This window comes from Novispirillum itersonii subsp. itersonii ATCC 12639, assembly GCF_000381985.1.
GTDB classification, from domain to species: Bacteria; Pseudomonadota; Alphaproteobacteria; order Rhodospirillales; family Rhodospirillaceae; genus Novispirillum; species Novispirillum itersonii.
In genome coordinates this window covers 56,800-82,892 of sequence record NZ_KB907345.1, presented here as the reverse complement: position 1 = coordinate 82,892, position 26,093 = coordinate 56,800, and the positions used below count along the sequence as shown (strand labels likewise).

The window sequence follows — 26,093 nt, the reverse complement described above, 5'->3', positions numbered from 1 at the left end:
GATTACCCCACCCCGGACCCATTGCCCCGGATCAGCATCCCCCGCCCCGGCAGCATGGCCGGGGCGGGGGGCGCACACGGTACGGTTACTGTGCCGGACGGGCCGACATGGCGAGGGTGAACTGATCGGACCGGCCGGTGAAGGTCAGACCGGCCTTATGGGCCCACACCCCGGCCTCGAAGTGCAGCGGAATGAAGGCGTAATCCTTCATCACGGTCTTGGTCGCTTCCTGCAGCAGGCTGGACCGCTTGGTATCATCCATCGTCGCGACGGCTTCATAGATCAGCTTGTCGAAAGCTTCGTTCTTGTAGCCACCGTAGTTGGAGCCGCCAAGGGTGCCCGCCGCATTGGGGGTTGCCGCCCACTGCCGCAGGAACGACGAGGCTTCGCCGCTGGCCGAGGTCCAGCCGCCGACCGACATGCTGAATTCCTTCTTCGCACGGCGCGGGAAGTACAGCGTGCGGGTCATGGCATCAACATCGGCCTTGATGCCGATCTGGTTGAGGTACTGCGCCACCGCCTGCGCGATCTGACTGTCGTTGATGTAACGGTCATTGGTGGTGGAAATGGTCAGCTGGAAGCCGTCGGCATAACCCGCCTCGGCCAGCAGCTTCTTCGCCGCCGCCGGGTCATAGCGCAGCACCGGCTGGGTCGGCAGCGCGCCGAACATACCGGTCGGCAGGAATTCACCGGCCTGTGCCGCCATACCGTCCATCAGGCGGTCGATGATCGCCTTGCGGTCAATCGCCAGCGAGATCGCTTCACGCACCCGCACATCCTGCAGCGGGTTCTTGCCGTTGGCGGTCTTGACGAAGGGGCTCTGCTCCCGCGCCACGTCCAGCTGATAATAAATCACCCGGGTGCTGGGGGTGATGGCAATGCCGAAACGCTTGTCACCCTTGACCCGGCCCAGATCGCGGGCCGCCGGGTTTTCGATCAGGTCATAATCCCCGGCCAGCAGACCGGCCAGACGCGGCCCGGCGTTGGGGACCGGCACGAACTGCACGCTCTCCCACGGTTCCTTGCCGCCCCAGTAGGTTTCGTTGCGTTCCAGCGTGATGCCGGTGCCGCGCACATAGCTCTTCAGCTTGTACGGGCCGGTGCCCAGCGCCAGCTTGCCGTCGTTGAAATCACCGACTACCGGCCACGGGCTGGTGACGCCGCAGTTGTTGGCAACGTCAAAAGTGATCTTGTCATGCTTGGCGATTGACGCGCTGAGAATGCGCACGGTGCTGAGGAAGTTGGCCAGCAACGGCTCCGGCGTCTTGGTGGTGATCACCACGGTCTTGGCGTCCGGGGCCTCGACACTGGCGAAGCTGGCGGTGACATCAGCAAACGACCCGGCGATGGCGGTTTCGTTCTTCAGGGTCCGGCAGAAGGTGAACACCACGTCTTCCGAGGTGAAGGGGGTGCCGTCAGAGAAGGTCACCCCGTCGCGCAGCCTGAAGGTCCAGCGGTTCGCGCCGTCATTGTCCCACGAGGCGGCAAGGGCCGGATGAATGCCCTGCTTCTCATCCTGACGGGTCAGACCTTCAAAAATGTGCGAGGTCATCGCATTGTTGGGGGTCACATCGTGGTAATGTGGGTCAATGGCCGTCGGCTCTGACGACAGGGCGATTTTCAGCCCCTGCGCATGGGCGCCCCCTGCCAGCAGAGTGGTTGCCAGAAGGCTGGCGGCGAACAGATTTTTGGTCATGAAAGCCTCGCTGTTTTTTGGACCGGAGAATGTTTGATGACAGCCGGTTAGTTTTTTGATAGAATTTTTTTCATAAGATAATCATATGAAAATATTTTGACGCCAGCAATGGGGAATTCGTCATGGCCGCAACTCTAAGCCCAAAGTCTGACTTCGCCGGGCGGATTGCCGCCGCCTACCCCGACCTGAGCAAATCCCACCGCAAAATTGCTGACTTTGTGATGTCTCACCCGCTGGAGGTGGTCGCCCTGTCAATTGAAGGGGTGGCAGAGGCCAGCGGCGCCTCCACCGCCACCATCACCCGGTTTGTGCGGGCAATCGGGTACAGCAGCTTCAGTGAGTTCCGGGAAAAGATCGTCGCGGATTATCAGGCCCCGCCGGGCGGCAGCAGTACCGTCAGCGACAGTGACGCCGCCGCCGGAACCCCGCTGCACGGCTTTCTGGCTGACACGGTGCAGAACACCCGCGATGCCCTTGCCAACATTGACGCACAGACCGCCAGCCGCTTTGTTGATGCGGTGCTGCAGGCCCGGCGGATCCTGATACTGGGCACCGGGGCCAGCCATTACGCCGCCGCCTATCTGGAAGAAGGTCTGGCGCTGTATACGGCAAAAAGCGTGACCAACCTGCTGATGCGGGGGGCAACGCAGTATTCCAGCAGCCTGATCCGCACCATCGGGCCAGAGGATGCGGTGATCGCCATTTCCGTCCCCCGCTACTCCGGCAGCACGGCGGACTTCACCAAAATCGCCAAGGCACAGGGGGCGACGGTGCTGGCCCTGACCGACAGCCCGACCTCACCGCTGGCCCAGCTGGCCGATGCCGCTTTGTTTGCCCCGGCCAAAAGCCGCCTGCTGCCGAATTCTCCGGCGGCCATCTTCGCGGTGGCCGACGCCCTGATTGCAACGGTCGCCGCCCGGCGCCCCGACATCGTCGCCGCCACCCTCGGCACCCTGCCGGAAGATGTGCATCGGTAACGGGGACACAGGCCGATAAACGGATCAGCACCGCAGAAAGCGCTATCAATATCCCAGAAACCCACCCATCCCTTCATCACCTCCCCCGCACCGACATCATACAAGGGAAGCGCACATACGAAAAAACACCCGCCCCTTACGGTGCTGTCTTGCATAAAAATACAATTAATGCGATAATTCCCTCAAACAGAAGAATTCTTCGAGGGTTTGATGAAGGTATTCATAAGCTGGAGCGGAGATCGCAGCAAAGCACTTGCCACCGCATTGAAGGAGTTGATTCCACTTGTACTCCAGAATGCTCGTCCTTTTGTTTCCGACAAAGATATCAGTGCCGGAGATCGATGGGCCAAAACCGTTGCCACGGAATTGGAGTCAGCTAACTTCGGCATTCTTTGTGTCACCCCAGAGAATATTAAGTCTGAATGGATTCTTTTCGAGGCAGGGGCGCTTTCTAAGTCGATGCAGGACGGAAAAGTGATCCCGCTTTTATATGATTTGGAATTAAGAGAACTGAGCGGTCCCCTCTCTCAATTTCAAGCAATAAAAGTTGAAGAGAAAGGTTTATTCAGCGTACTAAAGGCAATCAATACCGTATCCGATACAAAGACTGAAGAATCTAATATCGAAAAACTCGTTCCCCTTATTTGGCCTCAACTCCAATCTAAACTTGATTCAATTCCAAAACATGAGAATTTAGGAAAGCAGGCGAGAACACAAACCGAGGTTTTGGAGGATCTTGTTTCGCAGATTCGCGGGATAAACTCGCGTTTTCGTGAAATTGATATGGAGATCTCTGAAAAAGATACGCGCCTCATGACACTTAGGCCACGAGAGATGGATGCGCGCAGCATTGACGAAATGATGCATTTTCTTTTTGAGGCCAGCAACACAGACATGTCGCTTTTGGTTATTGCAGGTTTTATAAGAGATAAAATGCCTTGGCTTGCTGAAGTTTTAATCCAAGCACACCAAGAATTAAAGACAGCAAACTCGAAAGATATAAATGAAATCGGCGGTCGCTTGACACGCTTCGTCCATCAAGCAACGAGCAGTCCGATGGCAGAACGCATTATGGGCAGAAGCAAAGCAAATCATATTCTATTGATGGAAATCCCACGTCTGATTGATCACGCCGTGTCATTAAAGATTGAAAATCGAATGATAGGTAAAGACCGAACGTGGTGAGACGATAGCGATTTTGTCTAACACAGCCCAACCAAAAAGCCGACCCAACACGCATTTTGTATGGGTTGCCCACGTTCCCACACATCACGAGACGTGAAACAGCCCCGTCGAAAAACCCGACGGGGCTGACTGTTTTGGTCATGCCGGACGGTCGATCACTCCACCGTCACGCTCTTCGCCAGATTGCGCGGCTGGTCAACGTCGGTGCCTTTCAGCACCGCGACGTGGTAGGCCAGAAGCTGCACCGGAATGGCGTACAGGATCGGCGCCACGAACGGATCCACCGCCGGAAGGGTAATGGAGTACACGGCGCTGTCCTTCATCCGCTCCACGCCGTCGGCGTCGGAGAAGGCAATGACCCGGCCACCGCGGGCGACGGTTTCCTGCACGTTGGAAATGGTCTTGTCCAGCAGGCTGTCGCCCGGCGCGATCACCACCACCGGCACGCTGTCGTCGATCAGAGCGATCGGGCCGTGCTTCATTTCCCCGGCGGCGTAGCCTTCGGCGTGGATGTAGCTGATTTCCTTCAGCTTCAGCGCCCCTTCCAGCGCGATCGGATAACTGGCACCCCGGCCCAGATACAGCACGTCGCGGGCCAGCATCACGTCTTCGGCGATGGCGCGGATGCGTTCGTCGTGGTTCAGCACTTCCCCGGCGCGGGCCGGGACCTCGATCAGCGCCTGCGACAGTTCGGCCTCGCGCTCCACCGAGATCGCCCCGCGTGCCCGCGCCACCGCCAGCGTCAGACAGGCCAGAACGGTCAGCTGGGTGGTAAACGCCTTGGTGGACGCCACACCGATTTCCGGCCCGGCCAGAGTCTGAAGAATGGCATGGCTTTCCCGCGCCATGGTGCTTTCCGGCACGTTGACCAGCGACACCACATGCTGGCCGTGTTCCTTGCAGTAGCGCAGGGCAGCCAGCGTGTCGGCGGTTTCCCCCGACTGGGAGATGAACAGCGCCAGCCCGCCGTCTTCCAGCACCGGCTCGCGGTAGCGGAACTCCGACGCCACGTCGATATCCACCGGCACCCGGGCGACGCTTTCCAGCCAGTACTTGGCGACCAGACCGGCGTAATACGAAGTGCCGCAGGCGACAATCGTCACCCGGCGCACCGTCGCCAGATCAAACGGCAGATCAGGCAGCGACACCGCCCGGGTGCTGGGGTTGACCAGCGCGTTCAGGCTGTCGCCGATCACCTGCGGCTGCTCGAAGATTTCCTTCGCCATATAGTGGCGGTGTTCGCCCTTGCCGATCATCGCCCCGGACAGGGCAGAGATATGCACCGGGCGCTGCACCACATCACCGTCAAGGGTCCGGAACTCCACACCGTCACGGCGCACCACCGCCCAGTCGCCTTCTTCCAGATAGCTGAGGCGGTTGGTCAGGTGCGACAGGGCCAGCGCGTCAGAGCCGATATACATCTCCCCGTCGCCATAGCCGACCGCCAGCGGGCTGCCCTTGCGGGCGGCAATCATCAGGTTGTGTTCGCCGGTGAAGATAATCGCCAGCGCAAAGGCCCCGTCCAGACGCTTCAGCGCCTTGTGGGTGGCCGTCACCGGGTCAACGCCGTTCTGCCAGTAATGGCTGATCAGGTGCACCACCGTCTCGGTGTCGGTATCGCTGCGGAATTCGCAGCCCACCGCCTGAAGCTCCGCCCGCAGGGAGGCGTAGTTTTCGATGATGCCATTATGCACCACCGCCACCCGGCCATCGGTATGCGGGTGCGCATTCCGCTCGGTCGGCACGCCGTGGGTGGCCCAGCGGGTATGGCCGATGCCAACGGTGCCCGGCAGCGGGTCTTCCTTCAGGCGGTTGGCCAGATTGACCAGCTTGCCTTCCGCCCGGCGGCGGTCGATGCCATCCCCGATCAGGGTGGCGATCCCGGCGCTGTCATAGCCCCGGTATTCCAGACGCTTCAGACCATCGACCAGACGCGGGGCCGCATCCTGCAGGCCAACAACACCAATAATGCCGCACATGTCTGAATTTCCTTACTTCTTCGCCGAAAGGGCAAGTTTAGCGGCGCGCTTGACATCCCGGAACCGGGCCGCCCAGCCGGATTTCTGAACCTGTTCAGCGCGGGTCACACCCAGCGCGTCGGCCTCTACATCGCGGGTGATCACCGATCCCGCCCCGACAATCGCCCCGTCCCCGATGGTCACCGGGGCCACCAGCGAGGAATTGGACCCGACAAAGGCCCCGGCGCCGATGGTGGTCTTATACTTACCGAAGCCGTCATAGTTACAGGTGATGGTGCCCGCCCCGATATTGGCCTTGGCCCCGACAAAGGCATCGCCGATGTAAGACAGGTGATTGACCTTGGCCCCGGCCTCGACCGTCGCCTTCTTGACCTCGACAAAGTTGCCGATGTGGGCCCCTTCACCGATCTCGGCACCGGGACGCAGGCGGGCATAGGGGCCGACGCTGGCCCCGGCCGCCACGGTGCAGTCCTCAAAATGACAGAAGCCTTTGATTTCGACCCCATCCGCCACCGTCACGCCGGGGCCGAATACGGTGAACGGGCCAACCGTCACATCCCGCCCCAGCCGGGTATCCCAGCTGAAATAAGTGGTGGCCGGGTCAATCAGGGTCACACCGTCGGCCATCGCCTGCTGGCGCATCCGGTTCTGGGCCACGGTTTCGCACACCGCCAGCTCGGCCCGGGCGTTGACGCCCATCACCTCCTGCTCCGGGCACGGCACCATCACGCAGGCACGGCCATCGGCCCGGGCCAGCGCCACCACGTCGGTCAGATAATATTCACCCTTGGCATTGGCGTTGCTGATCCGGTCCAGCCAGCCCCACAGGGCGGCACCGTCAATCGCCAGCACCCCGGAATTACACCAGCGCACCGCCAGTTGCTCCGGGGTCGCTTCCTTGGCCTCGACAATGGCGGTCAGGCTGGATCCGTCTTCCAGCATCAGGCGGCCATAGGCCCCCGGCTCGGCAGCCTCGAACCCCAGCACCGCCACCCCGGCCCCGGCGCTTTCCCGCGCATCAATCAGGGCGCGCACCGTTTCCGGGCGCAGCAGCGGGGCATCGCCGCACAGCACCACCACCGTGCCGGTAAACCCTTCCAGCGCCGCGCGGGCCTGAAGCGCGGCATGGCCGGTGCCCAGACGGTCGTGCTGCACCACGGTCGGGTGCGGGGCGACCACTCTGGCCACCGCATCGCCTTCCGGCCCGACCACCACCACCAGACGGTCAACCCCTGCCTGCGCCGCCGCCGCCGCCACATGGGCGACCATCGGGCGGCCCAGAACCGGATGCAGCACTTTCGGCAGAGAGGACTTCATACGGGTGCCCAGACCGGCGGCCAGAACAATCGCAGCAGCAGACGACGCCATCAAAAACCCCACAGACCTGAAATGTTCGTTTTCCCGCCCGCACCGGTCCCCGGCAGGGGACAAACTGCACCGGTCCCCGGCAGGGGACAAAAAGCGGCAGACGGACTGGTGTGTCCGTCGGGAAAGTGCCATATCCTGATGCAACCGGAAAATCAAAACGTGTTTCGTTGTGTTTCAGATTTTCTCAGTCCCCTGTTTTTCTCCTGATCCCGGATGTGATGATGACTCCCCAGATTTCCGACATTAAAACTCCTGCCCTCCTCTTCGACCTTGACGGAACGCTGGTTGACAGCGTGCCCGACCTGCTGACCGCCGTGAACACGGTGCTGGCCGAGGATGGCCGCCCGGCGCTCGACCGCCCGGCGATCACCGCCATGATCGGTAACGGCGCCCGTAAACTGATGGAACGCGCCTACCGCCACACCGGCGGCCTGCCCGCCCCGCGCCATGACGGTGAGGCTGTCATCGAAACCCTCTATGACCGCTTTATGGCGGTTTACGGCGATCACCCTTCAACCGAAACCACCCTCTACCCCGGCGTGGTGGAAACCCTGACCGCCCTGCGCGATGCCGGGCACCCGATGGCGGTGGTGACCAACAAGCCGGAACAGCCCGCCGTCGCCCTGCTGAAAAAGCTGGATCTGCTGAAATTCTTTACCGTGGTGATCGGCGGCGGATCCACCCCGGCGCTGAAACCCGACCCGCTGCCGCTGACCACGGCGCTGGACCGCCTGAACGCCACCGGCCGCCCGGCAGTGATGATCGGCGACAGCCTGAACGACAGCGCCGCCGCCCGCGCCGCCGGCCTGCCCAGCGTCTGCGTCACGTTCGGCTATTGCCACGGCCCGCTGGAAAGCCTGGGCGCTGATGCGCTGATTGATCATTTTACCCAGGTACCGCAGGCGGTTGCGCAGGTGCTGACCGCCCCGGCGATGGCGTGATTTTTTATGTTGACAGCGGGGAGCCGGATCTTTATACATCCGGCTCCCGACGCCGAGGATCTCGGCAACCGGTAAAACGGGCGATTAGCTCAGCGGGAGAGCACACCCTTCACACGGGTGGGGTCACAAGTTCAATCCTTGTATCGCCCACCATGAAACCCCTGAGGGAAACCTCGGGGGTTTCCTGTTTCCGGGCCCCCGGATAGCTCACAGGGGTTCCGGCGCCGGTCATTCGGGGGTAGCCTGTCAGCCCCGAGACACACAGACCGGATCCCCCCGCCCCGTGCCACTGCCGTTCCGCCTGTCCCTGCCATCGCCCCGCACCCGCCGCCTGCTGTGGCGCGGCCTGCTGGTGGCTGGCGTCGGCCTGCCGCTGGTGCTGACCCTGCTGTTCCGTCTGCTGCCCCCGCCGGGCACCCCGCTGATGCTGATCCGCGCCGCACAGGGATACGGGCTGGAAAAAGACTGGCAGCCGCTGGACGCCATTTCGCCCCACCTGCGCCGCGCCGTCATCGCGTCAGAAGACGGCAAGTTCTGCACCCACCGGGGGTTTGACTGGGATGCGATCGGCACTGCCTTTGACCGTCTGGGCAGCGGACGCCCCCTGATCGGCGGCAGCACCATTTCCATGCAGACAGCCAAAAACCTGTACCTGTGGCCGGGCCGGACCTTCCTGCGCAAGGGGCTGGAGGCGTATCTGACGGTCTATCTGGAGACGCTGTGGCCGAAACGGCGGATTCTGGAAACCTATCTGAACATCGTCGAATTCGGCCCCGGCCTGTATGGGGCCGAGGCCGCCGCCCGCCACTACTTCCGTAAACCCGCCGCCGCGCTGACCGCACGGGAAGCCGCCCTGCTGGCTGCCCTGCTGCCCGACCCGCTGGACCGTAACCCGCTGCACCCCGGCCCGGCCTTAAGCCGCCATGTTGCCCGTATTGACGCCCGTGCCGATCAGGTGCGGCTGGGAACAGATGGGGCCTGCGGGACCGGCTGATTTTCTTCTTTTCCCGTTGACAGGGGGGATCAGCTTTTTTATAAAGCGCCTCCCGACGCCGAGGATCTCGGCAACCGGTAAAACGGGCGATTAGCTCAGCGGGAGAGCACACCCTTCACACGGGTGGGGTCACAAGTTCAATCCTTGTATCGCCCACCATGAAACCCCCAAGGGAAACCTTGGGGGTTTCTTGCTTTTCAGCATTCCTTTCAGCCGCACCGCTGATGATCCCGGCCCGCCGCCGCGCCTTGACAAACCTGAACGGCGTATTATTTTTGAACGACGTTCAAGTTTATAACGCCCTGCGAGGTCCGATGCCCATCCCTTCAACCCGGCGGGAACGCAAGCGGCAGGCTGCCCATGATGAGATTGTCGCCATTGCCGCCGACCTGTTCGCCCGCGACGGCTTCAGCACCGTCACCATGGAACAGATCGCCGCCGCCGCCGACGTCGCCAAGGCAACCCTGTACAGCCACTTTCCGACCAAAGACGCCATTGCTGCCGCCATCGTCCGCGCCGATATCGCCACCGCCCGCCCCGAGATGCTGGGCCTGATCGAAGCCCCCGGCACCACCGCCACCCGGCTGGAAGGGCTGTTTGAGGCATCCGTCCGCTGGATTGACCGCCACGACGGGCTGTTTCCCGCCTATCTGCGGCACCGCTTCAGCCAGATGGCAAACCCGGCAGGCGACCACCGCCGCAGCGGCTTCGGCATCATCCTGACCAAAGTGCTGGAACAGGGGCAGGCCGAGGGCGACATCCGGCCCGACATCAGCGCCGATGCCCTGTCGGATAATCTGCAGATGCTCTATCTGGGCGTCACCCTGCGCTGCCTGACAGATCCCGATCCCGCAGCGCTGCGTACAGACTTCCAGCGCATTTTGACCCTGTTCCTGCACGGAGCAACCCGCCGATGAACGCCCTTCCCACCACCCCCCTGCTGCTGACCGGGGCAGACGCCATCCTGTCTGCGGCACCGGGCCAGACCGGCGGAAAAGCAGCCGCGCTGGCCCGTCTGAGCAGCCTCGGCTTTCCCGTGCCCGATCTGGCGGTGCTGCCGGTCACCGCCTTCCGGCATTTTCTGGACAGCAACGGCCTGACCGGGCTGTGGCAGCGGGCAACCCCGGACCCGGAGACCGCCATCACCCCGGCAGACACCGCCGCCGGGCTGCAACAGGCCATCGCCACCGCCGCGATGCCCCCCGCCCTGCTGACCGCGCTGGCCGGGCTGGCGGCGCGCTGGCCGTCGCTGGCGGTACGCTCCTCGGTCTCGGGGGAAGATTCCGCTGCCGCCTCCTTCGCCGGGATCCATACTTCTCTGCTGCATGTCGGCGGGATGGCGGCGCTGGAGTACGCGGTGCGGGCCTGCTGGGCCTCCGCCTGGGGGGATGCCGCCCTCAGTTACCGCCGCCGCCTGCGGCTGACCGGGCCGATTGACCCCGCCGTGCTGATGCTGCCGATGCTGTCCGCCGTCGCCGCCGGGGTCGCCTTCTCGCAGGATCCGCGCAGCGGACGCCACGACCATGTGCGCATCGCCGCCGCCTTCGGCCTTGGTGAAGCGGTGGTGCAGGGCCGCTGTGACCCCGATAACATCGTGATTGAGTTTAACCCCGACGGCAGCCTGCGCGATGGCAGCGACGCCCGGATCGTGCAGTGGATGCCGGGGCGGAAAGAGCTGCGCTTCGTCCCCGCCGCCGGGGGCGGGACCACCACCGAAACCGTCCCCGGCGGCGATACCCGCCCGGCCCTGCCACAGGCGGCGGCGCTGGATCTCGCCCGTCTGGCCCGGCAGGTTGAAGATACCCTCGGGACCTTTGAAACCCCGCAGGATATCGAATGGGTCTGGGATGGCGACCGCCTGTGGCTGGTGCAGGCCCGCCCGGTGACCCGCCAGCCGGAGCCGATGCCCGCCGCCATCAGCGGCCAGCCCCTGCTGTGGTCTGACGCCAATGTGCGGGAAGTGGTGGCCCGCCCGCCGTCGCCGATGGGCTGGAGCCTGTCCCGCGACCTGCTGCAACGGGCCCTGCAGGCCCCGGCCCGGGCCACCGGCAGCGACACCGCCCCGGAAATCCGGCGGTTCCGGCTGTTTCACGGGCGGATGTATCTGAACCTTTCCCAGATGCAGTGGGAAAGCTGGAGGCAGTTCGGCACCCCGCCCGCCCTGTTCAACAGTATGATCGGCGGCCATCAGCCCGCCATTGCCGTGCCCCCCGCCGGGTGGCGCGACCGGCTGCGCTGGATGCGCTCCCTCAGCCGGGTCAACCGGGCCCTGAAGCAGATGCGCCGGGCCCTGCCCGCCCGCGTCGCCGCCGTGCGGGCCGAGGCGGCCCGCCTGTCCGCCGCCCCGCTGGACCCCCTGCCGGATACGGCGCTGATCGAGCGCGCCGATACCCTGTGCTGCCTGATCGCCCCCGATGACGTGATTCTGACCGGGCTGATTTTCGGCGGTGGCGGGGTGCTGCCGGTGCGCCTGCTGCTGGACCGGGTCCGGCCCGGACGCGGGACCGAACTCGCCTCGGCCTTGATGGCCGGGCGCGGCGGCGTCACCAGCGCCGACCATGGCAGCCGCCTGCTCAGTCTGGCCGACCTGATCCGCCGCGACCCCGACGCCCTGCGCTGGATCTGCCAGTTGCCCGACCGCCGCCCCGACTGGCAGACCCTGCCGCCGACATCGCCCTTCCGCGCGGCCTTCGCCGATTTTCTCGCCACCTTCGGCCATCGCGGCATTGATGAGATCGACATTGCCAGCCCGCGCTGGCGCGATGATCCGCGCTGGCTGCTTGACGTCATCGCCGGGCACCTGACCGGCGGGGCCGATACCGCCGGGGAAAGCGCCCTGCGCGCCAGCCGCCGCCGCAGTGAAGCCTGGACACAGGTGCCGCTGCTGCTGCGGCCGCTGGTACGGGCCCTGACCGCCACCGCCGCCACCGATGCCGCCGCCCGGGAAGAGGCCAAATCAACGCTGGTCGCCCTGCTCGACAGCCTGCGGACCCTGATGCTGGAGCTGGGGCGACGGCTGGTGGAACGGGGCCAGACCGACCGCCCGGACGACATCTTTTTCTGCACCCGGCAGGAGGTCTGGCACCATCTGCTTAAAGCCCCCCTGCCGCTGCGCCGCCGCATTGCGGACCGGCGCGCCGGTCATGCCCGCCTGCCGGACCAGACCCCCGCCGTCATCACCGCCGGGGTGGCGCTGCCGCCGCCCACCAGTGTCGCCGCCACCGATACCACGCTGGTCGGCATGGGGGTTTCCGGCGGGGTGATACGCGGCACCGTGCGGCTGCTGCATCACCCTGCCGACGGCCACCGCCTTCAGGCCGGGGATATTCTGGTCGCCCCCGCCACCGACCCGGCATGGACGCCGCTGTTCCTGCGTGCCGGGGCGGTGGTGGCCGAGACCGGGGGCTGGATCTCTCATACCGCCATCGTGGCGCGGGAATACGGGCTGCCCGCCGTGGTCAACTGCCCCGGCATCCTCAGCCGCCTGTGCGACGGCGAAACGGTGGAGGTGGACGGCAACGCCGGGGTGGTGCGGCTGCTGCGGTAACGGGGCCGGTCCTCCGTATTCATGCGGATAGCCTGAACCGGATGGCTCCGGTAGCGTGGTGGCTTTGTCTGCCCTGTCTGCGAGAGCCTGCCATGTCCCCCGATCTGCTGACCGTTCTGCTGTTTCTGGCGGCGGCGGTGCTGCTGTTTGCCATCAACCGCCCGCGCATGGATGTGGTGGCGCTGATGCTGATCGTGGCGATGCCGCTGTCTGGCGTCATCACCATGCAGGAAGCCCTTGCCGGGTTCAGCGACCCCAGCGTGATCCTGATCGCCGCGCTGTTCGTGGTCGGTGAGGGGCTGGTGCGCACCGGGGTGGCCCAGCGCATGGGCGACTGGCTGGTGATGAAAGCCGGGCGGAATGAAAACCGCCTGCTCGGCCTGCTGATGGTCAGCGTCGCCGGAATTGGATCGGTGATGAGTTCCACCGGCGTGGTCGCTATCTTCATTCCGGTGGTGCTGCGCATCACCCGCGCCGCCGGGCTGGCCGCCGGGCGGCTGATGATGCCGCTGTCAATGGCCGCCCTGATCAGCGGCATGATGACACTGGTCGCCACCCCGCCCAATCTGGTGGTGCATGCCGAATTGCAGCGCCACGGCCTGCCCGGCTTCGGTTTTTTTGACTTCACGCCGATCGGGGTGCCGGTGCTGCTGCTCGGCGTGGCCTACATGGCCGTCGCCCGCCGCTGGCTGACCGTGCGCGGCGGGGCCAAGCCAAAGCGCCACCGCCCGCGTCTGGCCGACTGGGTGGAAAAATACCGCCTGCACGAGCGCGAATACCGCCTGCGCGTCGCCCCGCTGTCACCGCTGGTCGGCCAGCGCCTGAGCGACCTGAACCTGCGGGCCGCCTCCGGCGTCAATATCGTGCTGATTGAACGCGCCACCCCGCGCCTTGGCGACCGCTTCGTGCGGCCGCTGGCCCATACGGTGCTGGAAGCCGGGGATGTGATCTATCTCGACCTCAGCCAGCCGACGGTGGATGTGGACCATGTGGCAGACCTGTACCGTCTTGACCGCCTGCCGCTGACCGCGCCCTATTTCTCCGACCGCACCCACGAAATCGGCATGGTGGAGGTGATGGTGCCGCCGACCTCGCGGCTGGTCGGTAAAACCGTGCTGACCGGCAAGGTGCGCAGCGACTACGACCTGACCGTCATCGGCCTGCACCGCAACAACAGCCCCCATTCCGGCCGCCTGCTCGACACCCCGCTGAAAACCGGCGATACCCTGCTGCTGATCGGCCCGTGGAAAGCCATCCGCCGCCTTCAGGCCGACCCCAGCGACCTGATCGTGCTGACCCTGCCCGCCGAGGTGGACGACGCCGTGCCCGCCGCCGGACGCGCCCCGCAGGCCCTTGCCGCGCTGGCGGTGATGGTCGGCCTGATGGTCAGCGGGGCCGTGCCCAACGTACAGGCGGCGCTGATCGCCTGCCTGCTGCTGGGGGCGCTGCGCTGCGTCGATCTGTCCTCGGCCTACCGCTCCATCCACTGGCAAAGCCTGATCCTGATCGTCGGCATGCTACCGTTCTCCATCGCCCTCCAGCGTACCGGCGGGGTGACACTGGCGGCAGACTTCCTGATTGCCACTACCGGCGGGGCCAGCCTGCATACCGTGCTGGCCTGCCTGTTTGCCGTGACCGCCGTGCTGGGGCTGTTTATCTCTAACACCGCCACCGCCGTGCTGATGGCCCCGGTGGCGCTGGCCGTCGCCCAGACCCTTGGCGCATCCCCCCTGCCCTTCGCTATGACGGTGGCGCTGGCGGCCTCCGCCGCGTTCATGACCCCGGTGTCCTCGCCGGTCAACACACTGGTGGTCGGGCCGGGCAACTACACCTTCGGCGACTTTCTCCGCATCGGCGTGCCCTTCACCCTGATCGTCATGGCCGTCACCGTCGCACTGGTGCCGCTGCTGTTTCCGGCGTTTTGAGTGTTGGAGGGGGGGGGAGAATGGGAAGACGCGGGCGCTGCCCGCACCCGGCAAGGGCCTTGGGCCCTTGCATCCCGGTTTGGCCGGGCTTTGCCCGGTTGGGGCCATTGGCCCTTGCATCCCGGTTTTTCCACTCTGCACAAACGTACAAGACCGCCGATTGAGGACCATGCTGTTCTGTCTGCCACACACACCGGGCACCACCCACGCACCGGGAAGACAGGACACGCCATCATGAACAGCATCTCTCTCGCCGAAAAGCTGGGCCACATCACCACCCACTGGGACCCGCACGTGATTGCCGACTACAACGACAACGACGTGATGGTGGTGAAGTTCATCGGCGAATACCCCTTCCACAAGCACGACACCACCGACGACTTTTTCCTCGTCCTTGAGGGCGAAATGGTGATGGATATCGAAGGGGAACCGTCGCAGCCCCTCAAAGCCGGGGATCTGTTCGTCGTCCCCAAGGGCGTCGTCCACCGCCCCCGGGCGGAGAAAGAGGTGAAAGTCCTGCTGATCGAACCAAAGGGCGAACCCAACTCCGGCGATTCCGACCGCGCGCCGTCGGAAAAGCCCCGGTTGTGATTCACAGGCATAGCCAAATGTGGGCAAGAGGGAGAGTAAAACACCCCCTCCTGCACCACGAAACCGACGGCTGCCTGCCCTACATCTGAGGCAGAACCATCAGATAATTACTGCTTTTGCGAAAAAAATATATCGATATCAAAGTCGTCAGAAAAATTCTCCAGCGCCTTATTGTACCCTTTAATATTGAACAGCTCCTCAACAGCAACGGATTTATCTGGAGGTATAAACTCTGATTTACCATTCATTATTTCATAATAAAATCTCCTCACATCAGAGTCCATAGAAATACGCTTTATTTGTGAGTTCTCTAGAGCTGCATTAACAATCTCTATTAACTCATCCTTTGATATAGCATCGATGAATGGAGTTAACTTTGCAATGGCATCGTGCGTTGATGAAAAGCTTCCACTATTAACAAGATATGATATTGCATTCTTCTTCTCAACATCAACTGCAAATTTAATATCTGGAAATTCACTGCTAAGAAATGGCTTTAATTCAGAGTGAAGGCGAATTTCACTCTCCTTCCTTTCTCTCCATTCAGAAATTAGAAAAACATGCGGCCTTATTGGGTTGAGCGGAGATTTAAAATCACCATCTTTCGATACAATGTGAAGCTCCGTCCCTTTTTCAGTATTCGCTAATAGCGCTTCCCAGTTAACCCTATCACCAAGGCTATTAGCTTTTCCGGGTGGATTCCCAATATTCATCCTCTTTAGTGCAGCTTTATATATTTCATCATTTGTTTTTATGTATTTAGCAGCATCGAATATTTCATGAATCAGCTTGTCGGCTGCAAGTTCATTCCTCTCGGCTTGATCCCTAACAAAATTTGCGAGTTCATTCCGAGCTTTTCTAGCTTTCTCTATAGCCTCTTTGTATGAATTTGCAGCATCCAGTTCTTCGATGTAGCGAGGAATTCCTGATGTCGATATTCCCTCGAACTCTTTGAGAGAGGCGGCAAGCTTATCCTCGCGTCTACGGTAATACTCATGAATAACTTGTTGCGGAATATAAAGCTTAATTTGATTCGTCTTTATGAGACTAACAATTTTTTTTAGTTCCTCCAAATTATCTTTACTGTATGCATAAAAACTAAGAAATATATTAGTATCAATGAAAAGATGGATTGGCTTTTTTGCGCTCATTGACAGCTCCCGTCGAAACACTCTTCACGATTGATAACTTTGAAAATATATAGATTTAAAATTGTACAGGAAAAAAGAGAACCGCACAATTGGACATCTTCGGCAACCATGCTTCCTCTGATTGCGGAGAGTGATGGGCGTTCTTTCAGCCTTTGAGCGTTCAAAGTGTACAGAGATGGCAATAAACCGAAACAGGGATCAAAGGGCCAATGGCCCTTTGCGGGTTGCAGGGCAGCGCCCTGCGTTCTGAAAACAGCAGCCCCCTTCCCAATCCCACCCAAAAAAAACCGGGCGCGGGGATCGTCTCCCCGCGCCCGGCTTTGTCTCCCGACAGGCCCCGGATTATGCCGGAACGCGCACCCCGACGAAGCGGAAGCGGTTGGCGACGAAGGCGTAGTCGGCCAGCGAGGCATTGGCCGACGGGTTGCCGCCGGTGGCGTGGAAGTCGGAGAAGGCGGCGGTCTGGTTGACGAACACGCCGCCGTTCAGGTTGACCGACAGGGCCACCTGCGCATCAAGGCAGGCTTCGGTGGTCTTTTCGATCACCTCATCCTTGGCGGAATACAGACCGGCGGTGATCGCCCCGTGTTCCATCGCCGTCTTGCGGGCCAGCGCGATGGCGTCGTCGGCGTCATCCACCGCGATCACGAAGCTGACCGGGCCGAAGCATTCCTGCGTGTAGGCGGCTTCGTCGGCCTTCGACAGCTTGATGATGGTCGGGGTATGCACGCGGGCGCCCGGCAGGTACGGATGATCGAGGGTCTTTGACGCCAGCACCACCTCGCCCAGTCTGGCGGCATCGGCGATGCGGGCGGCGGTGGCGGGGTTCTGCACCGCGCCCAGCACTTCCACGGCGCGGGCCGGGTCGGAGAGGAACTTGTCAACGCCGGTGGCCAGCGCCTGCGCCACGTCATCGAAGGACTTATGGCCGTCTTCGGTGTCGATGCCGCCCTTGGGGATGAAGATGTTCTGGGTGGTGGTGCACATCTGCCCGGTGTACAGCGACAGGGTGAAGGACATGTTGCGGATCATGCCCTTGAAGTCGTTGGTGGACTCGATGATGACGAAGTTGACCCCGGCCTTTTCGGTATAGACCACCGCCTGACGGCAGTTGTCTTCCAGCCAGTTGCCGAAGGCGGAGGAGCCGGTGAAGTCGATGATCTTCACCTCCGGCCGCTGGCACAGATCTTTGGTGATCGGCGCATCGGCGCTGTCGGCGGCCAGAATCAGCAGGTTGGGATCAAACCCGGCTTCGGCCAGCACCTCGCGGGCGATTTTCAGGGTGATCGCCAGCGGCAGCACCGCACCCGGATGCGGCTTAACGATCACCGGGTTGCCGGTGGCGAGGCTGGCGAACAGGCCGGGATAACCGTTCCAGGTCGGGAAGGTGGAGCAGCCGATCATCACCGACACCCCGCGCGGGGCGACGTGGAAGCGCTTTTTCATCACCAGCGGCGGGTTCTTGCCCTGCGGCTTGTCCCACACCACTTCGCCGCCCGGCACGTCGGTCTGGGCTTTCAGGGCGTAGACCACGGCTTCAAGGCCACGGTCCTGCGCGTGGGGGCCACCGGCCTGAAAGGCCATCATGAAGGCCTGCCCGGTGGTGTGCATCACGGCGAAGGCGATTTCGTAAGACTTTTTGTTCAGCCGCTCGAGGATTTCGGCGCAGACGGCGGCGCGTTCCAGCGGGGTGGCCTTGCGCCAGCCCGGCAGGGCGGCCTGCGCGGCGGCGATGACGGCGGAAACATCGGCCTTGGGGTACGTGATGCCAAGATCAAAGCCGAACGGGCTCTGTTCCGCCCCGACGGTGCCGGAGGCACCCGGTACGTCCAGCGCGAACGGCTGGTTCAGCGCGGCTTTGAAAGCGGCTTCGCCATCGTCCTTGGCGGTTTCGCCATAAATCTTGCCGGACGGCATTTCCGGATAGGCAGCCCAGTACCCGCGCGCGGCGGCGGCTTCAATGCCCTTATCCAGCAGGCCCTGATGTTTGGCGACCAGATCGCTCAGGCGGCTCATGTGCTTCTCCTTTGCGGGGCGGCTGGCCCCGGATGTCTTTTCAGGAACGTTTCCCGGTTGTCTTGGCTCAGGCGGCGGATGCGCCCGGCTGCGGGCTTTGAGACTGCCGTATATTCTTTATTGATTCAAAACTGTTGAAGGCGGCGTCAGCCCAGCTGGGCCAGCCATTCCTTTGACCACATCACCGCCTCTTCATCGGGCAGCGGCTGGGTGCAGGCATCAATTTCAAGGCGTTCGCCGACGCGCTGCGCGCCACAGGCGGCAAACAGACCATCCATGATCTTACCGGCCTTGCAGAAGGTATCGGAATAGGTCTGGTCGCCCAGCGCGATCACGCCGTAGCGCAGGCCGGAGAGATCAGGGCGGTTTGCCGCCAGATCATCATGGACCGGAATGATGTTGTCCGGCAGCTCCCCCAGCCCGTGGGTGGAGGTGACGATCAGCACCACGTCGCGCCCGTCCAGCCCCAGATCGGCGACGGTCTGCGCGTCGGTGGAGACCTCCGCCCCGTGACCGAGGGCGGTGAACTCATCCATGAGGGTATCGCCGACCATCTGGGCGTTGCCGGATTCGGTGCCGACAAGGATCAGAATGTTGCTCATAAGGACGTTTACCCCTCTGTCTTTCCGGCCCGCTGTTACCGGGCCTGTCATTTGAGACTCAATTGGGAGGCTCAGCTGAAACCGTTCGTGAAGTGCGGCCTCTGGCGGGCCGCTGTCCTCATCCGGCTTTTGATCGGGGCCTGAATTTCCCGCCCTCGCCTGCCGTTGTTTTTTCTGATACCAAATTTAAAGAAAGGTGTCTATTTTTGTATCTCTTCCCGCCGGACGTTTTTACCATACCGGGAAGAGACCATAACAACGAGGCCCCGTCAGGCGGCCCACCCCCACCGACCCCCGGCGCGACACCGCCGGGCCAAGACGTCCCAGAGAGGCAGTGAGCATGGCCAAGACCGATACCGACATCATCACCCACATCGCCGCAGGCGGCACCTTTGCCGCAGGCGATGACCTGTCGCCGGGCTACCGGGGCGAACTGATGCGCCTGATGGCGGTGTTCGTCGATTCCGAACTGGCGGGCGCGGCGGGCTTTGTGCCCTTCATCAACAGCGCGCCGGGCCTGAAGGAACGCGGCATCGCTGCCCGGATCGTCAGCGAGAAGTACCAGCACGCCGATCAGGTGCTGGCACTGATGGAACCGTTTAACGTCAACGCCGACCTGTATGTGCGGTCGCACTGCTGGTACAGCCGCCTTGACCGGGCGCTGGATCTTGGCACCCGCCGCGTCGGCTCTGACAAGCGGCTGAACGTCTTCCATTACCCGCTGGAAGGCTGGCTGGATGCCCTGACCCTCAACCTGCTGATGGGCACCGCCTCTGCCGTGCAGCTGGCGGAGCTGACCGGCTGTTCCTACCAGCCGCTCGCCGATGCCCTGAAGCCGGTGGTGGCGCGGGAAAAGCAGCATGCCGAATGGGGCCACGAAGGGCTGAAGCAGGCCATCGACCGGTCCCGCAGCGGGGCCAAGGCCCAGCTGGCGGTGGACTACTGGTTCCCCCGTGTCACCGCCACGTTCGGCCGCTCGGAATCCCAGCATTCCGGCCAGTACGCCCGCTTCGGCCTGCGCCGTGCCTCGGGGCCGGAGCTGCTGAACCGCTGGCTGGCCGACATCTCGGTCCGGCTGAAAGACCTGGGGCTGTCGCTGCCGCCGATTCCATCGGTTTAAGGAAAAAGGGGCAGGCCAGAACCGTCTGGCCTGTCTTTTTTGTCTGTCCCTCAGGCGGCGGGCGCGGGCGTCCGCCCGGCTACGCCGTGCTTTTTTGTTTGGCCCCTCAGGCGCCGGGCGCGGGCGTCCGCCCGCTTGGCTTACGTGCCCACGCGGGCACGGGGCCTCAATGGCCCAGTCAGCCCGGCAGCGCCGGGCTTCCATTTGTTTAGCCCCTCACACGCCGGGCGCGGGCGTCCGCCCGCTTGGCTTACGTGCCCACGCGGGCACGGGGCCTCAATGGCCCAGTCAGCCCGGCAGGGCCGGGCTTCCATTGTCTGTCCCTCAGGCGGCGGGCGGGCGCGTCCGCGCCCTTGCCTCACGCGCGAATGGTCGCGCGGGGCCTCAATGGCCCAGTCAGCCCGGCAGCGCCGTGCTTTTTTGTTTGGCCCCTCAGGCGCCGGGCGCGGGCGTCCGCCCGCTTGGCTTACGTGCCCACGCGGGCACGGGGCCTCAATGGCCCAGTCAGCCCGGCAGGGCCGGGCTTTCCTTTGTTCTGTCCCTCACACGCCGGGCGGGCGCGTCCGCGCCCTTGGCTTACGCGCGAATGGTCGCGCGGGGCCTCAATGGCCCAGTCAGCCCGGCAGAGCCGGGCTTTTTTGTTTGGCCCCTCAGGCGCCGGGCGCGGGCATCCGCCCGCTTGGCTTACGTGCCCACGCCGGGCACGGGCGCTCAACGCGCCCGTCGCTCCGCTCCGCTTTTATTTTTTGCTTCCTCAGGCGGCGGGTGGGGAGAGGCGCTTAGAACCCTTTTAACTTTGTGGTTTCTGACCAATCAAAAAAGGTTTACAAAATAGTTCGTCAGTGCCACTGATTTTGTATCACAATTACCCGAGAAACCCGCCAGACTATCCGCCTATCGGTGCCATCACCAAAAGCGTGGTTCTGTCCAGAAGCGGGTCCGGTACGCTCTGATGGACGGAAAACCGTCCACACCGGGCGGACGAGATGGGAGGACATGATGCCAGACGTTACGCAGGAAGCCCGATGTGGCTATTCCGACGGGGAAGACATCCTTGTCAGCCTGCCGCAGCCCCATGTGCTGCTGATCACCCTCAACCGCCCGAAAGCGCGCAATGCCCTGCGCAGCCAGACCCTGCGGGAGCTGGCCGCCGTGCTGACGCAGGCCGCTGATGACGACGCCGTGCGCGCCGTGGTGCTGACCGGCGGCGAGACGGTGTTTGCCGCCGGGGCCGATATCGGGGAACTGGCGGCGCATACCGCCACCTCGATCCTGACCGACGAGCGCCCGCGCCACTGGAAGACCATCCGCGAATTTCCCAAGCCGCTGATCGCCGCCATCAACGGCTTTTCCCTTGGCGGGGGGAACGAACTGGCGATGCATGCCGATATTCTGATCGCCGGGGAAACCGCGCAGTTCGGCCAGCCGGAAGTCAACCTCGGCATCATTCCCGGGGCCGGGGGCACCCAGCGCCTGACGCGCGCCGTCGGCAAATCCAACGCCATGCTGCTGAACCTGACCGGCACCTTCATCAACGCCCGTACCGCGCTGGCGCAGGGTCTGGTGTCTGAAGTCACCCAGCCGGAGCTGACGGTCAGCCGGGCGCTGGAGATCGCCGCCCTGATCGCCAGAAAGCCGCCGCTGGCGGTGCGCATGGCCAAGGAAGCGGTGCTGAAATCGTTCGAAACCGGGCTGGAACAGGGCCTGCATGCCGAACGGCGCAGCTTCTGCCAGCTGTTCGCCACCGCTGACAAGCAGGAAGGGGTTGCCGCCTTCCTTGAAAAACGCAGGCCGGTGTTTACCGGGCGCTGATGCCCCGGCTGCCCGCACCGCCCCTTTCTTCCGCACAGGATTTTCGTTCATGACTTACGAGACCATTCAGTTCGAGATTGCCGACGGCGTCGCCACCCTGACCCTGAACCGCCCGGACAAGCTGAACAGCTTTACCGTGCAGATGCATGCCGAACTGGCCGACGCCATCCGCAAGATCAACGCCGATGACAGCGTGCGCGCGGTGCTGCTGACCGGCGCCGGGCGCGGCTTCTGCGCCGGGCAGGATCTCGGCGACCGTGCCGTCAATTCGGGGGATCAGGCCCCCAACCTCGGGGAATCTCTGGAAAAACGCTACAATCCGCTGGTGCGGTCACTGCGTGCCCTGCCGATGCCGGTGATCTGCGCCGTCAACGGCGTTGCTGCCGGGGCCGGGGCCAATCTGGCCTTTGCCTGCGATATCGTGCTGGCCGCCCGTTCCGCCAGCTTCATTCAGGCGTTCTGCAAGATCGGGCTGGTCCCGGATTCCGGCGGCACCTGGACCCTGCCGCGTCTGGTCGGCAACGCCCGCGCCGCCGCCCTGATGCTGCTGGGCGACAAGGTCAGCGCCGAGCAGGCCGCCGACTGGGGCATGATCTGGAAGTGCGTTGACGATGACGCCCTGCAGACCGAGGCCCGCGCCATGGCCGCCCACCTTGCCACCCAGCCGACCAAGGGCCTGTCGCTGATCAAGCGCGCCCTGAACGCCACCTGGACCAACACCATGGACGAGCAGCTGGATCTGGAACGCGACCTGCAGACCATCGCCGGTACCACCAGCGACTATCAGGAAGGGGTCAAAGCCTTCCTCGATAAGCGCAAGCCCGCCTTTACCGGGAAGTAAGCCGATGACAGCCCTTTCCACCTCAACTGTTATCGCCGTTATCGGTGCGGGTACCATGGGCGCGGGCATCGCGCAGGTGGCGGCTGCCGCCGGGCATTCCGTGCTGCTGTATGATGCCATGGACGGTGCCGCCGCCAGAGGCCGCGACGGGGTTGCCAAGACCCTGTCGAAGCGGGTTGCCTCCGGCAAGATGGATCAGGCCGACTATGATGCCCTGATCGGGCGGATTGCGCTGGCCGACAGTCTGGCGGCACTGGCCCCGGCCGGGCTGGTGATTGAGGCGATTGTTGAACGCCTTGACGTCAAGCAGTCGGTGTTCAGCCAGCTGGAAGACCTGTGCGGGCCGGAGGTCATTCTGGCCACCAACACCTCCTCGCTGTCTGTCACCGCCATCGGCGCGGGCCTGAAGCGCCCTGAGCGGCTGGTGGGGATGCACTTCTTCAACCCCGCGCCGCTGATGGCGCTGGTGGAGGTGATCTCCGGCATTGCCACCGATCCGGCGGTTGCGCAGGCGATTTATGCCACCGCCGCCGCGTGGGGCAAAAAGCCGGTGCATGCCAAATCCACCCCCGGCTTCATCGTCAACCGCGTCGCCCGGCCGTTCTATGCCGAGGCGCAGCGGGTGTATCAGGATGGCGCGGCCAGCCCGGCCACCATCGACGCGGTGATGCGCGACTGCGGCGGCTTCCGGATGGGGCCGTTCGAGCTGATGGACCTGATCGGCCATGACGTCAATTATGCCGTCACCAATTCGGTTTTTGACGCCTATTTCAAAGACGAACGCTTCCTGCCGTCGCTGATACAGAAAGATCTGGTGGACGCCGGGTGGCTGGGCCGCAAGACCGGGCGCGGGTTTTATGACTATGCCGACGGGGCGGAGCAGCCGCAGCCGCACACCGCCGCCCCTTGCCCGGCCCCGCAGTCGGTACAGGTGCATGGGGTGGTCGCCCTGACCGCTCTGCTGGATGCCCGGGGCGTTGCCTATACCCGTGACGGCGGCGAAGGCACCCTGACGGTGGATGGCGTGCTGCTGCAACCCTCCGACGGACGGATGGCCACCGAAGTGGCCTTTGAAGAGAATGAGTCCGAGGTGGTGGTCTACGATCTGGCGCTGGACTGGCTGACCGCAAAACGCGTCGCCATTGCCGCCGCCGATCAGGCCAGCCCGCAGGCGGTGGCCACCGCCACCGGCTTCTTCCAGTCCCTTGGGCTGGCGGTGTCGGTGATCGACGACGTCGCCGGGCTGATCGTCACCCGCACCGTCGCCATGCTGGCGAATGAAGCCGCCGATGCGGTGTTGCAGCAGGTGGCCAGCGCCGCCGACGTTGATCTGGCGATGACCAAGGGCGTCAACTATCCGCGTGGCCCGCTGGCCTGGGCTGAGGAGATCGGCCTCGACGGCCTGCTGTTCACGCTGGAAAGCCTGTTTGAGACCTTCAAGGAAGACCGCTACCGCCCGTCGGCGCTGCTGCGGCGCAAAGTGATGGGGGGGACGCGGTTTTATGACTGACGGCCGGAAACAGAAAATCGCCGAGGCGGCCAGCGCCGCCATGCATGAGCGTGACCATACCGCGCACGGACTGGGCATGGAGATTGAGGCGGTCGGCCCCGGGTATGCCCGCCTGCGGATGACCGTGACCCAAAACATGGTCAACGGCCATGACATCCTGCACGGCGGCATGTGCTTTACGCTGGCCGACACCTGCTTTGCCCATGTCTGTAACTCCCACAACTTCAGCACCGTGGCGCATTCCTGCTCCATCACCTTCACCGCCGCCGGAAAGCTGGGCGACGTCCTGACCGCCGAAGGGCGGGAGGTGTGGCAGAAGGGCCGCAACGGGGTGACCGATGTGGTGGTGACCAATCAGGACGGAACGGTGATCGCCCACTTCCGCGGCAATTCCCGCCGGATTCAGGGCCATGTCACCGACGATCCCGCCTTCCTGCCCGATGCGGCCAAAAAGGACGCCTGAAATGACCGAAGCCTTTATCTGTGATGCCATCCGCACCCCGATCGGCCGTTATGCCGGGGCCCTGTCCGGCGTGCGTGCCGACGATCTGGCCACCGTGCCGCTGAAGGCGCTGATGGAGCGTAACCCGTCGGTGGACTGGGCCGCGGTTGATGACGTGGTGCTGGGCTGCGCCAATCAGGCCGGGGAAGACAACCGCGACGTCGCCCGTATGGCGGTGCTTCTGGCCGGTCTGCCGATTGATGTGCCGGGCACCACCATCAACCGCCTGTGCGGATCGGGGATGGATGCGCTGGCCACCGCCGCCCGCGCCATCAAATCCGGCGAAACCGACCTGTGGCTGGCCGGTGGCGTCGAAAGCATGTCCCGCGCCCCGTTCGTGATGCCCAAGGCCACCGGGGCCTTCAGCCGCGACAACGCGGTGTTTGACACCACCATCGGCTGGCGCTTCGTCAACAAACTGATGCACGAGCAGTTCGGCACCGATTCCATGCCGGAAACCGCTGAGAACGTCGCTGAAGACTTCAAGATCAGCCGCGAGGATCAGGATCTGTTCGCCCTGCGGTCACAGCAGAAAGCGGTGGCGGCGATTGCCTCGGGCCGTCTGGCGCAGGAAATCTGCCCGGTGGTGATCCCGCAGCGCAAGGGCGACCCGAAGGTGATCGACACCGACGAACATCCGCGTGGCGACACCACCCTTGACGGTCTGGCCAAGCTCGGCACCCCGTTCCGCAAGGGCGGAAGCGTCACTGCCGGGAATGCGTCGGGCGTCAATGACGGGGCCTGTGCCCTGATCGTCGCCTCGGAAGAGATGGCCCGCCGTCAGGGCCTGACCCCGAAGGCCCGCATCGTCGCCATGGCCACCGCCGGGGTGCCGCCGCGTATCATGGGCATCGGCCCGGCCCCGGCCACCCGCAAGGTGCTGGCCAAAGCCGGTCTGACGCTGGACCAGATCGACGTGATCGAGCTGAACGAAGCCTTCGCCTCGCAGGGGCTGGCGGTGCTGCGCGATCTCGGCGTTGCCGATGATGATCCGCGCGTCAACCCCAACGGCGGGGCGATTGCGCTGGGTCATCCGCTGGGCATGAGCGGGGCCCGGCTGGTCACCACCGCCACCTACGAGCTGATCAACCGCAAGGCCCGCTATGCGCTGTGTACCATGTGCATCGGCGTCGGGCAGGGTATCGCGATGATCATTGAACGGGTGTGACCGCATCCCGTCCGCTTTTCCGGTTCAGTCATTTTTAAATAAAGGGCGCGGGACCAACCTGCGCCCGCCCCACCCCAAAGAGGAAACATCCCGTCTTCCGGTGTCCCCCGGACCGTGGCCGCTGCCCGGTTCCGGCGGCAGCGGTGCGTCCACGGGACCACGCCCAGA

General features: G+C 63.6%; 20 protein-coding genes and 2 tRNA genes. 16 read left to right on the top strand and 6 right to left on the bottom strand.

The window, feature by feature from the left end:
- Window positions 1–85 precede the first annotated feature (85 nt).
- Window positions 86–1,696 (bottom strand): ABC transporter substrate-binding protein, encoded by a 1,611-nt coding sequence (locus G365_RS0113835; RefSeq protein ID WP_019646123.1) that lies wholly within the window; start codon window positions 1,694–1,696, stop codon window positions 86–88.
- Window positions 1,697–1,818: 122 nt separating this feature from the next.
- Between G365_RS0113835 and G365_RS0113830 the strand changes: the two genes are divergently transcribed.
- Both G365_RS0113830 and G365_RS0113825 read left to right on the top strand, forming a co-directional pair.
- On the top strand, window positions 1,819–2,673 hold the full coding sequence (locus G365_RS0113830; protein ID WP_019646122.1) for a MurR/RpiR family transcriptional regulator: 855 nt from the start codon (window positions 1,819–1,821) through the stop codon (window positions 2,671–2,673).
- A gap of 210 nt (window positions 2,674–2,883) precedes the next feature.
- Window positions 2,884–3,858: a toll/interleukin-1 receptor domain-containing protein gene (locus tag G365_RS0113825; RefSeq protein ID WP_019646121.1), complete on the top strand. Its 975-nt coding sequence runs from the start codon at window positions 2,884–2,886 to the stop codon at window positions 3,856–3,858.
- Between the two features lie 155 nt (window positions 3,859–4,013).
- Here the strand turns inward: G365_RS0113825 and glmS are convergent, their stop codons facing one another.
- Both glmS and glmU read right to left on the bottom strand, forming a co-directional pair.
- Window positions 4,014–5,837: a glutamine--fructose-6-phosphate transaminase (isomerizing) gene (gene glmS / locus G365_RS0113820; RefSeq protein WP_019646120.1), complete on the bottom strand. Its 1,824-nt coding sequence runs from the start codon at window positions 5,835–5,837 to the stop codon at window positions 4,014–4,016.
- 12 nt (window positions 5,838–5,849) lie between these two features.
- The gene (glmU, locus tag G365_RS0113815) at window positions 5,850–7,205 is read right to left on the bottom strand and encodes a bifunctional UDP-N-acetylglucosamine diphosphorylase/glucosamine-1-phosphate N-acetyltransferase GlmU (protein ID WP_019646119.1); all 1,356 of its coding nucleotides are present in this window, start codon (window positions 7,203–7,205) and stop codon (window positions 5,850–5,852) included.
- Between the two features lie 218 nt (window positions 7,206–7,423).
- Here glmU and gph point away from each other — a divergent pair, with 218 nt between their 5' ends.
- The 8 genes from gph to G365_RS0113775 all read left to right on the top strand — a co-directional run bounded on the left by gph (window position 7,424) and on the right by G365_RS0113775 (window position 15,203).
- Window positions 7,424–8,146 (top strand): phosphoglycolate phosphatase, encoded by a 723-nt coding sequence (gene gph, locus G365_RS0113810; protein WP_155976281.1) that lies wholly within the window; start codon window positions 7,424–7,426, stop codon window positions 8,144–8,146.
- Window positions 8,147–8,224: 78 nt separating this feature from the next.
- Window positions 8,225–8,299: transfer RNA gene (locus G365_RS0113805), tRNA-Val, on the top strand.
- A 130-nt stretch (window positions 8,300–8,429) separates the two neighbouring features.
- Window positions 8,430–9,140: a monofunctional biosynthetic peptidoglycan transglycosylase gene (mtgA, locus tag G365_RS0113800; RefSeq protein WP_019646117.1), complete on the top strand. Its 711-nt coding sequence runs from the start codon at window positions 8,430–8,432 to the stop codon at window positions 9,138–9,140.
- A gap of 84 nt (window positions 9,141–9,224) precedes the next feature.
- Window positions 9,225–9,299: transfer RNA gene (locus G365_RS0113795), tRNA-Val, on the top strand.
- Between the two features lie 155 nt (window positions 9,300–9,454).
- Window positions 9,455–10,057 carry a TetR/AcrR family transcriptional regulator gene (locus G365_RS0113790; RefSeq protein ID WP_019646116.1) on the top strand — a complete coding sequence of 201 codons (603 nt, stop codon included), beginning with the start codon at window positions 9,455–9,457 and terminating at the stop codon, window positions 10,055–10,057.
- On the top strand, window positions 10,054–12,687 hold the full coding sequence (locus G365_RS0113785; protein ID WP_019646115.1) for a PEP/pyruvate-binding domain-containing protein: 2,634 nt from the start codon (window positions 10,054–10,056) through the stop codon (window positions 12,685–12,687). The genes G365_RS0113790 and G365_RS0113785 overlap by 4 nt, the downstream gene beginning before the upstream one ends.
- Before the next feature lie 41 nt (window positions 12,688–12,728).
- Window positions 12,729–14,612: an SLC13 family permease gene (locus G365_RS0113780; RefSeq protein WP_155976280.1), complete on the top strand. Its 1,884-nt coding sequence runs from the start codon at window positions 12,729–12,731 to the stop codon at window positions 14,610–14,612.
- Between the two features lie 234 nt (window positions 14,613–14,846).
- Window positions 14,847–15,203: a cupin domain-containing protein gene (locus G365_RS0113775; protein WP_019646113.1), complete on the top strand. Its 357-nt coding sequence runs from the start codon at window positions 14,847–14,849 to the stop codon at window positions 15,201–15,203.
- A gap of 107 nt (window positions 15,204–15,310) precedes the next feature.
- On the opposite strand, the gene G365_RS23875 is transcribed toward G365_RS0113775, so the two are convergent.
- The 3 genes from G365_RS23875 to G365_RS0113760 form a co-directional block, all read right to left on the bottom strand.
- Window positions 15,311–16,354 (bottom strand): PIN domain-containing protein, encoded by a 1,044-nt coding sequence (locus G365_RS23875; RefSeq protein ID WP_155976279.1) that lies wholly within the window; start codon window positions 16,352–16,354, stop codon window positions 15,311–15,313.
- A gap of 342 nt (window positions 16,355–16,696) precedes the next feature.
- The gene (gene paaN / locus G365_RS0113765; protein ID WP_019646111.1) at window positions 16,697–18,370 is read right to left on the bottom strand and encodes a phenylacetic acid degradation protein PaaN; all 1,674 of its coding nucleotides are present in this window, start codon (window positions 18,368–18,370) and stop codon (window positions 16,697–16,699) included.
- Window positions 18,371–18,516: 146 nt separating this feature from the next.
- Window positions 18,517–18,972 carry a flavodoxin domain-containing protein gene (locus G365_RS0113760; RefSeq protein ID WP_019646110.1) on the bottom strand — a complete coding sequence of 152 codons (456 nt, stop codon included), beginning with the start codon at window positions 18,970–18,972 and terminating at the stop codon, window positions 18,517–18,519.
- Window positions 18,973–19,312: 340 nt separating this feature from the next.
- Between G365_RS0113760 and G365_RS0113755 the strand changes: the two genes are divergently transcribed.
- The 6 genes from G365_RS0113755 to pcaF all read left to right on the top strand — a co-directional run bounded on the left by G365_RS0113755 (window position 19,313) and on the right by pcaF (window position 25,925).
- On the top strand, window positions 19,313–20,092 hold the full coding sequence (locus G365_RS0113755) for a Phenylacetic acid catabolic protein (RefSeq protein ID WP_019646109.1): 780 nt from the start codon (window positions 19,313–19,315) through the stop codon (window positions 20,090–20,092).
- A 996-nt stretch (window positions 20,093–21,088) separates the two neighbouring features.
- Window positions 21,089–21,904, top strand: coding sequence for an enoyl-CoA hydratase-related protein (locus G365_RS0113750; protein ID WP_019646108.1), 816 nt, complete (start codon window positions 21,089–21,091; stop codon window positions 21,902–21,904).
- 49 nt (window positions 21,905–21,953) lie between these two features.
- Window positions 21,954–22,745 carry a 2-(1,2-epoxy-1,2-dihydrophenyl)acetyl-CoA isomerase PaaG gene (gene paaG / locus G365_RS0113745; RefSeq protein ID WP_019646107.1) on the top strand — a complete coding sequence of 264 codons (792 nt, stop codon included), beginning with the start codon at window positions 21,954–21,956 and terminating at the stop codon, window positions 22,743–22,745.
- Window positions 22,746–22,749: 4 nt separating this feature from the next.
- Entirely contained in the window at window positions 22,750–24,255 is a 1,506-nt protein-coding gene (paaH, locus tag G365_RS0113740; protein WP_019646106.1) for a 3-hydroxyacyl-CoA dehydrogenase PaaH, read from the top strand.
- On the top strand, window positions 24,248–24,718 hold the full coding sequence (gene paaI / locus G365_RS0113735; RefSeq protein WP_019646105.1) for a hydroxyphenylacetyl-CoA thioesterase PaaI: 471 nt from the start codon (window positions 24,248–24,250) through the stop codon (window positions 24,716–24,718). Before paaH ends, paaI begins: the two co-directional genes overlap by 8 nt.
- Window position 24,719: 1 nt before the next feature.
- Window positions 24,720–25,925 carry a 3-oxoadipyl-CoA thiolase gene (gene pcaF, locus G365_RS0113730; RefSeq protein WP_019646104.1) on the top strand — a complete coding sequence of 402 codons (1,206 nt, stop codon included), beginning with the start codon at window positions 24,720–24,722 and terminating at the stop codon, window positions 25,923–25,925.
- Window positions 25,926–26,093: the final 168 nt, after the last annotated feature.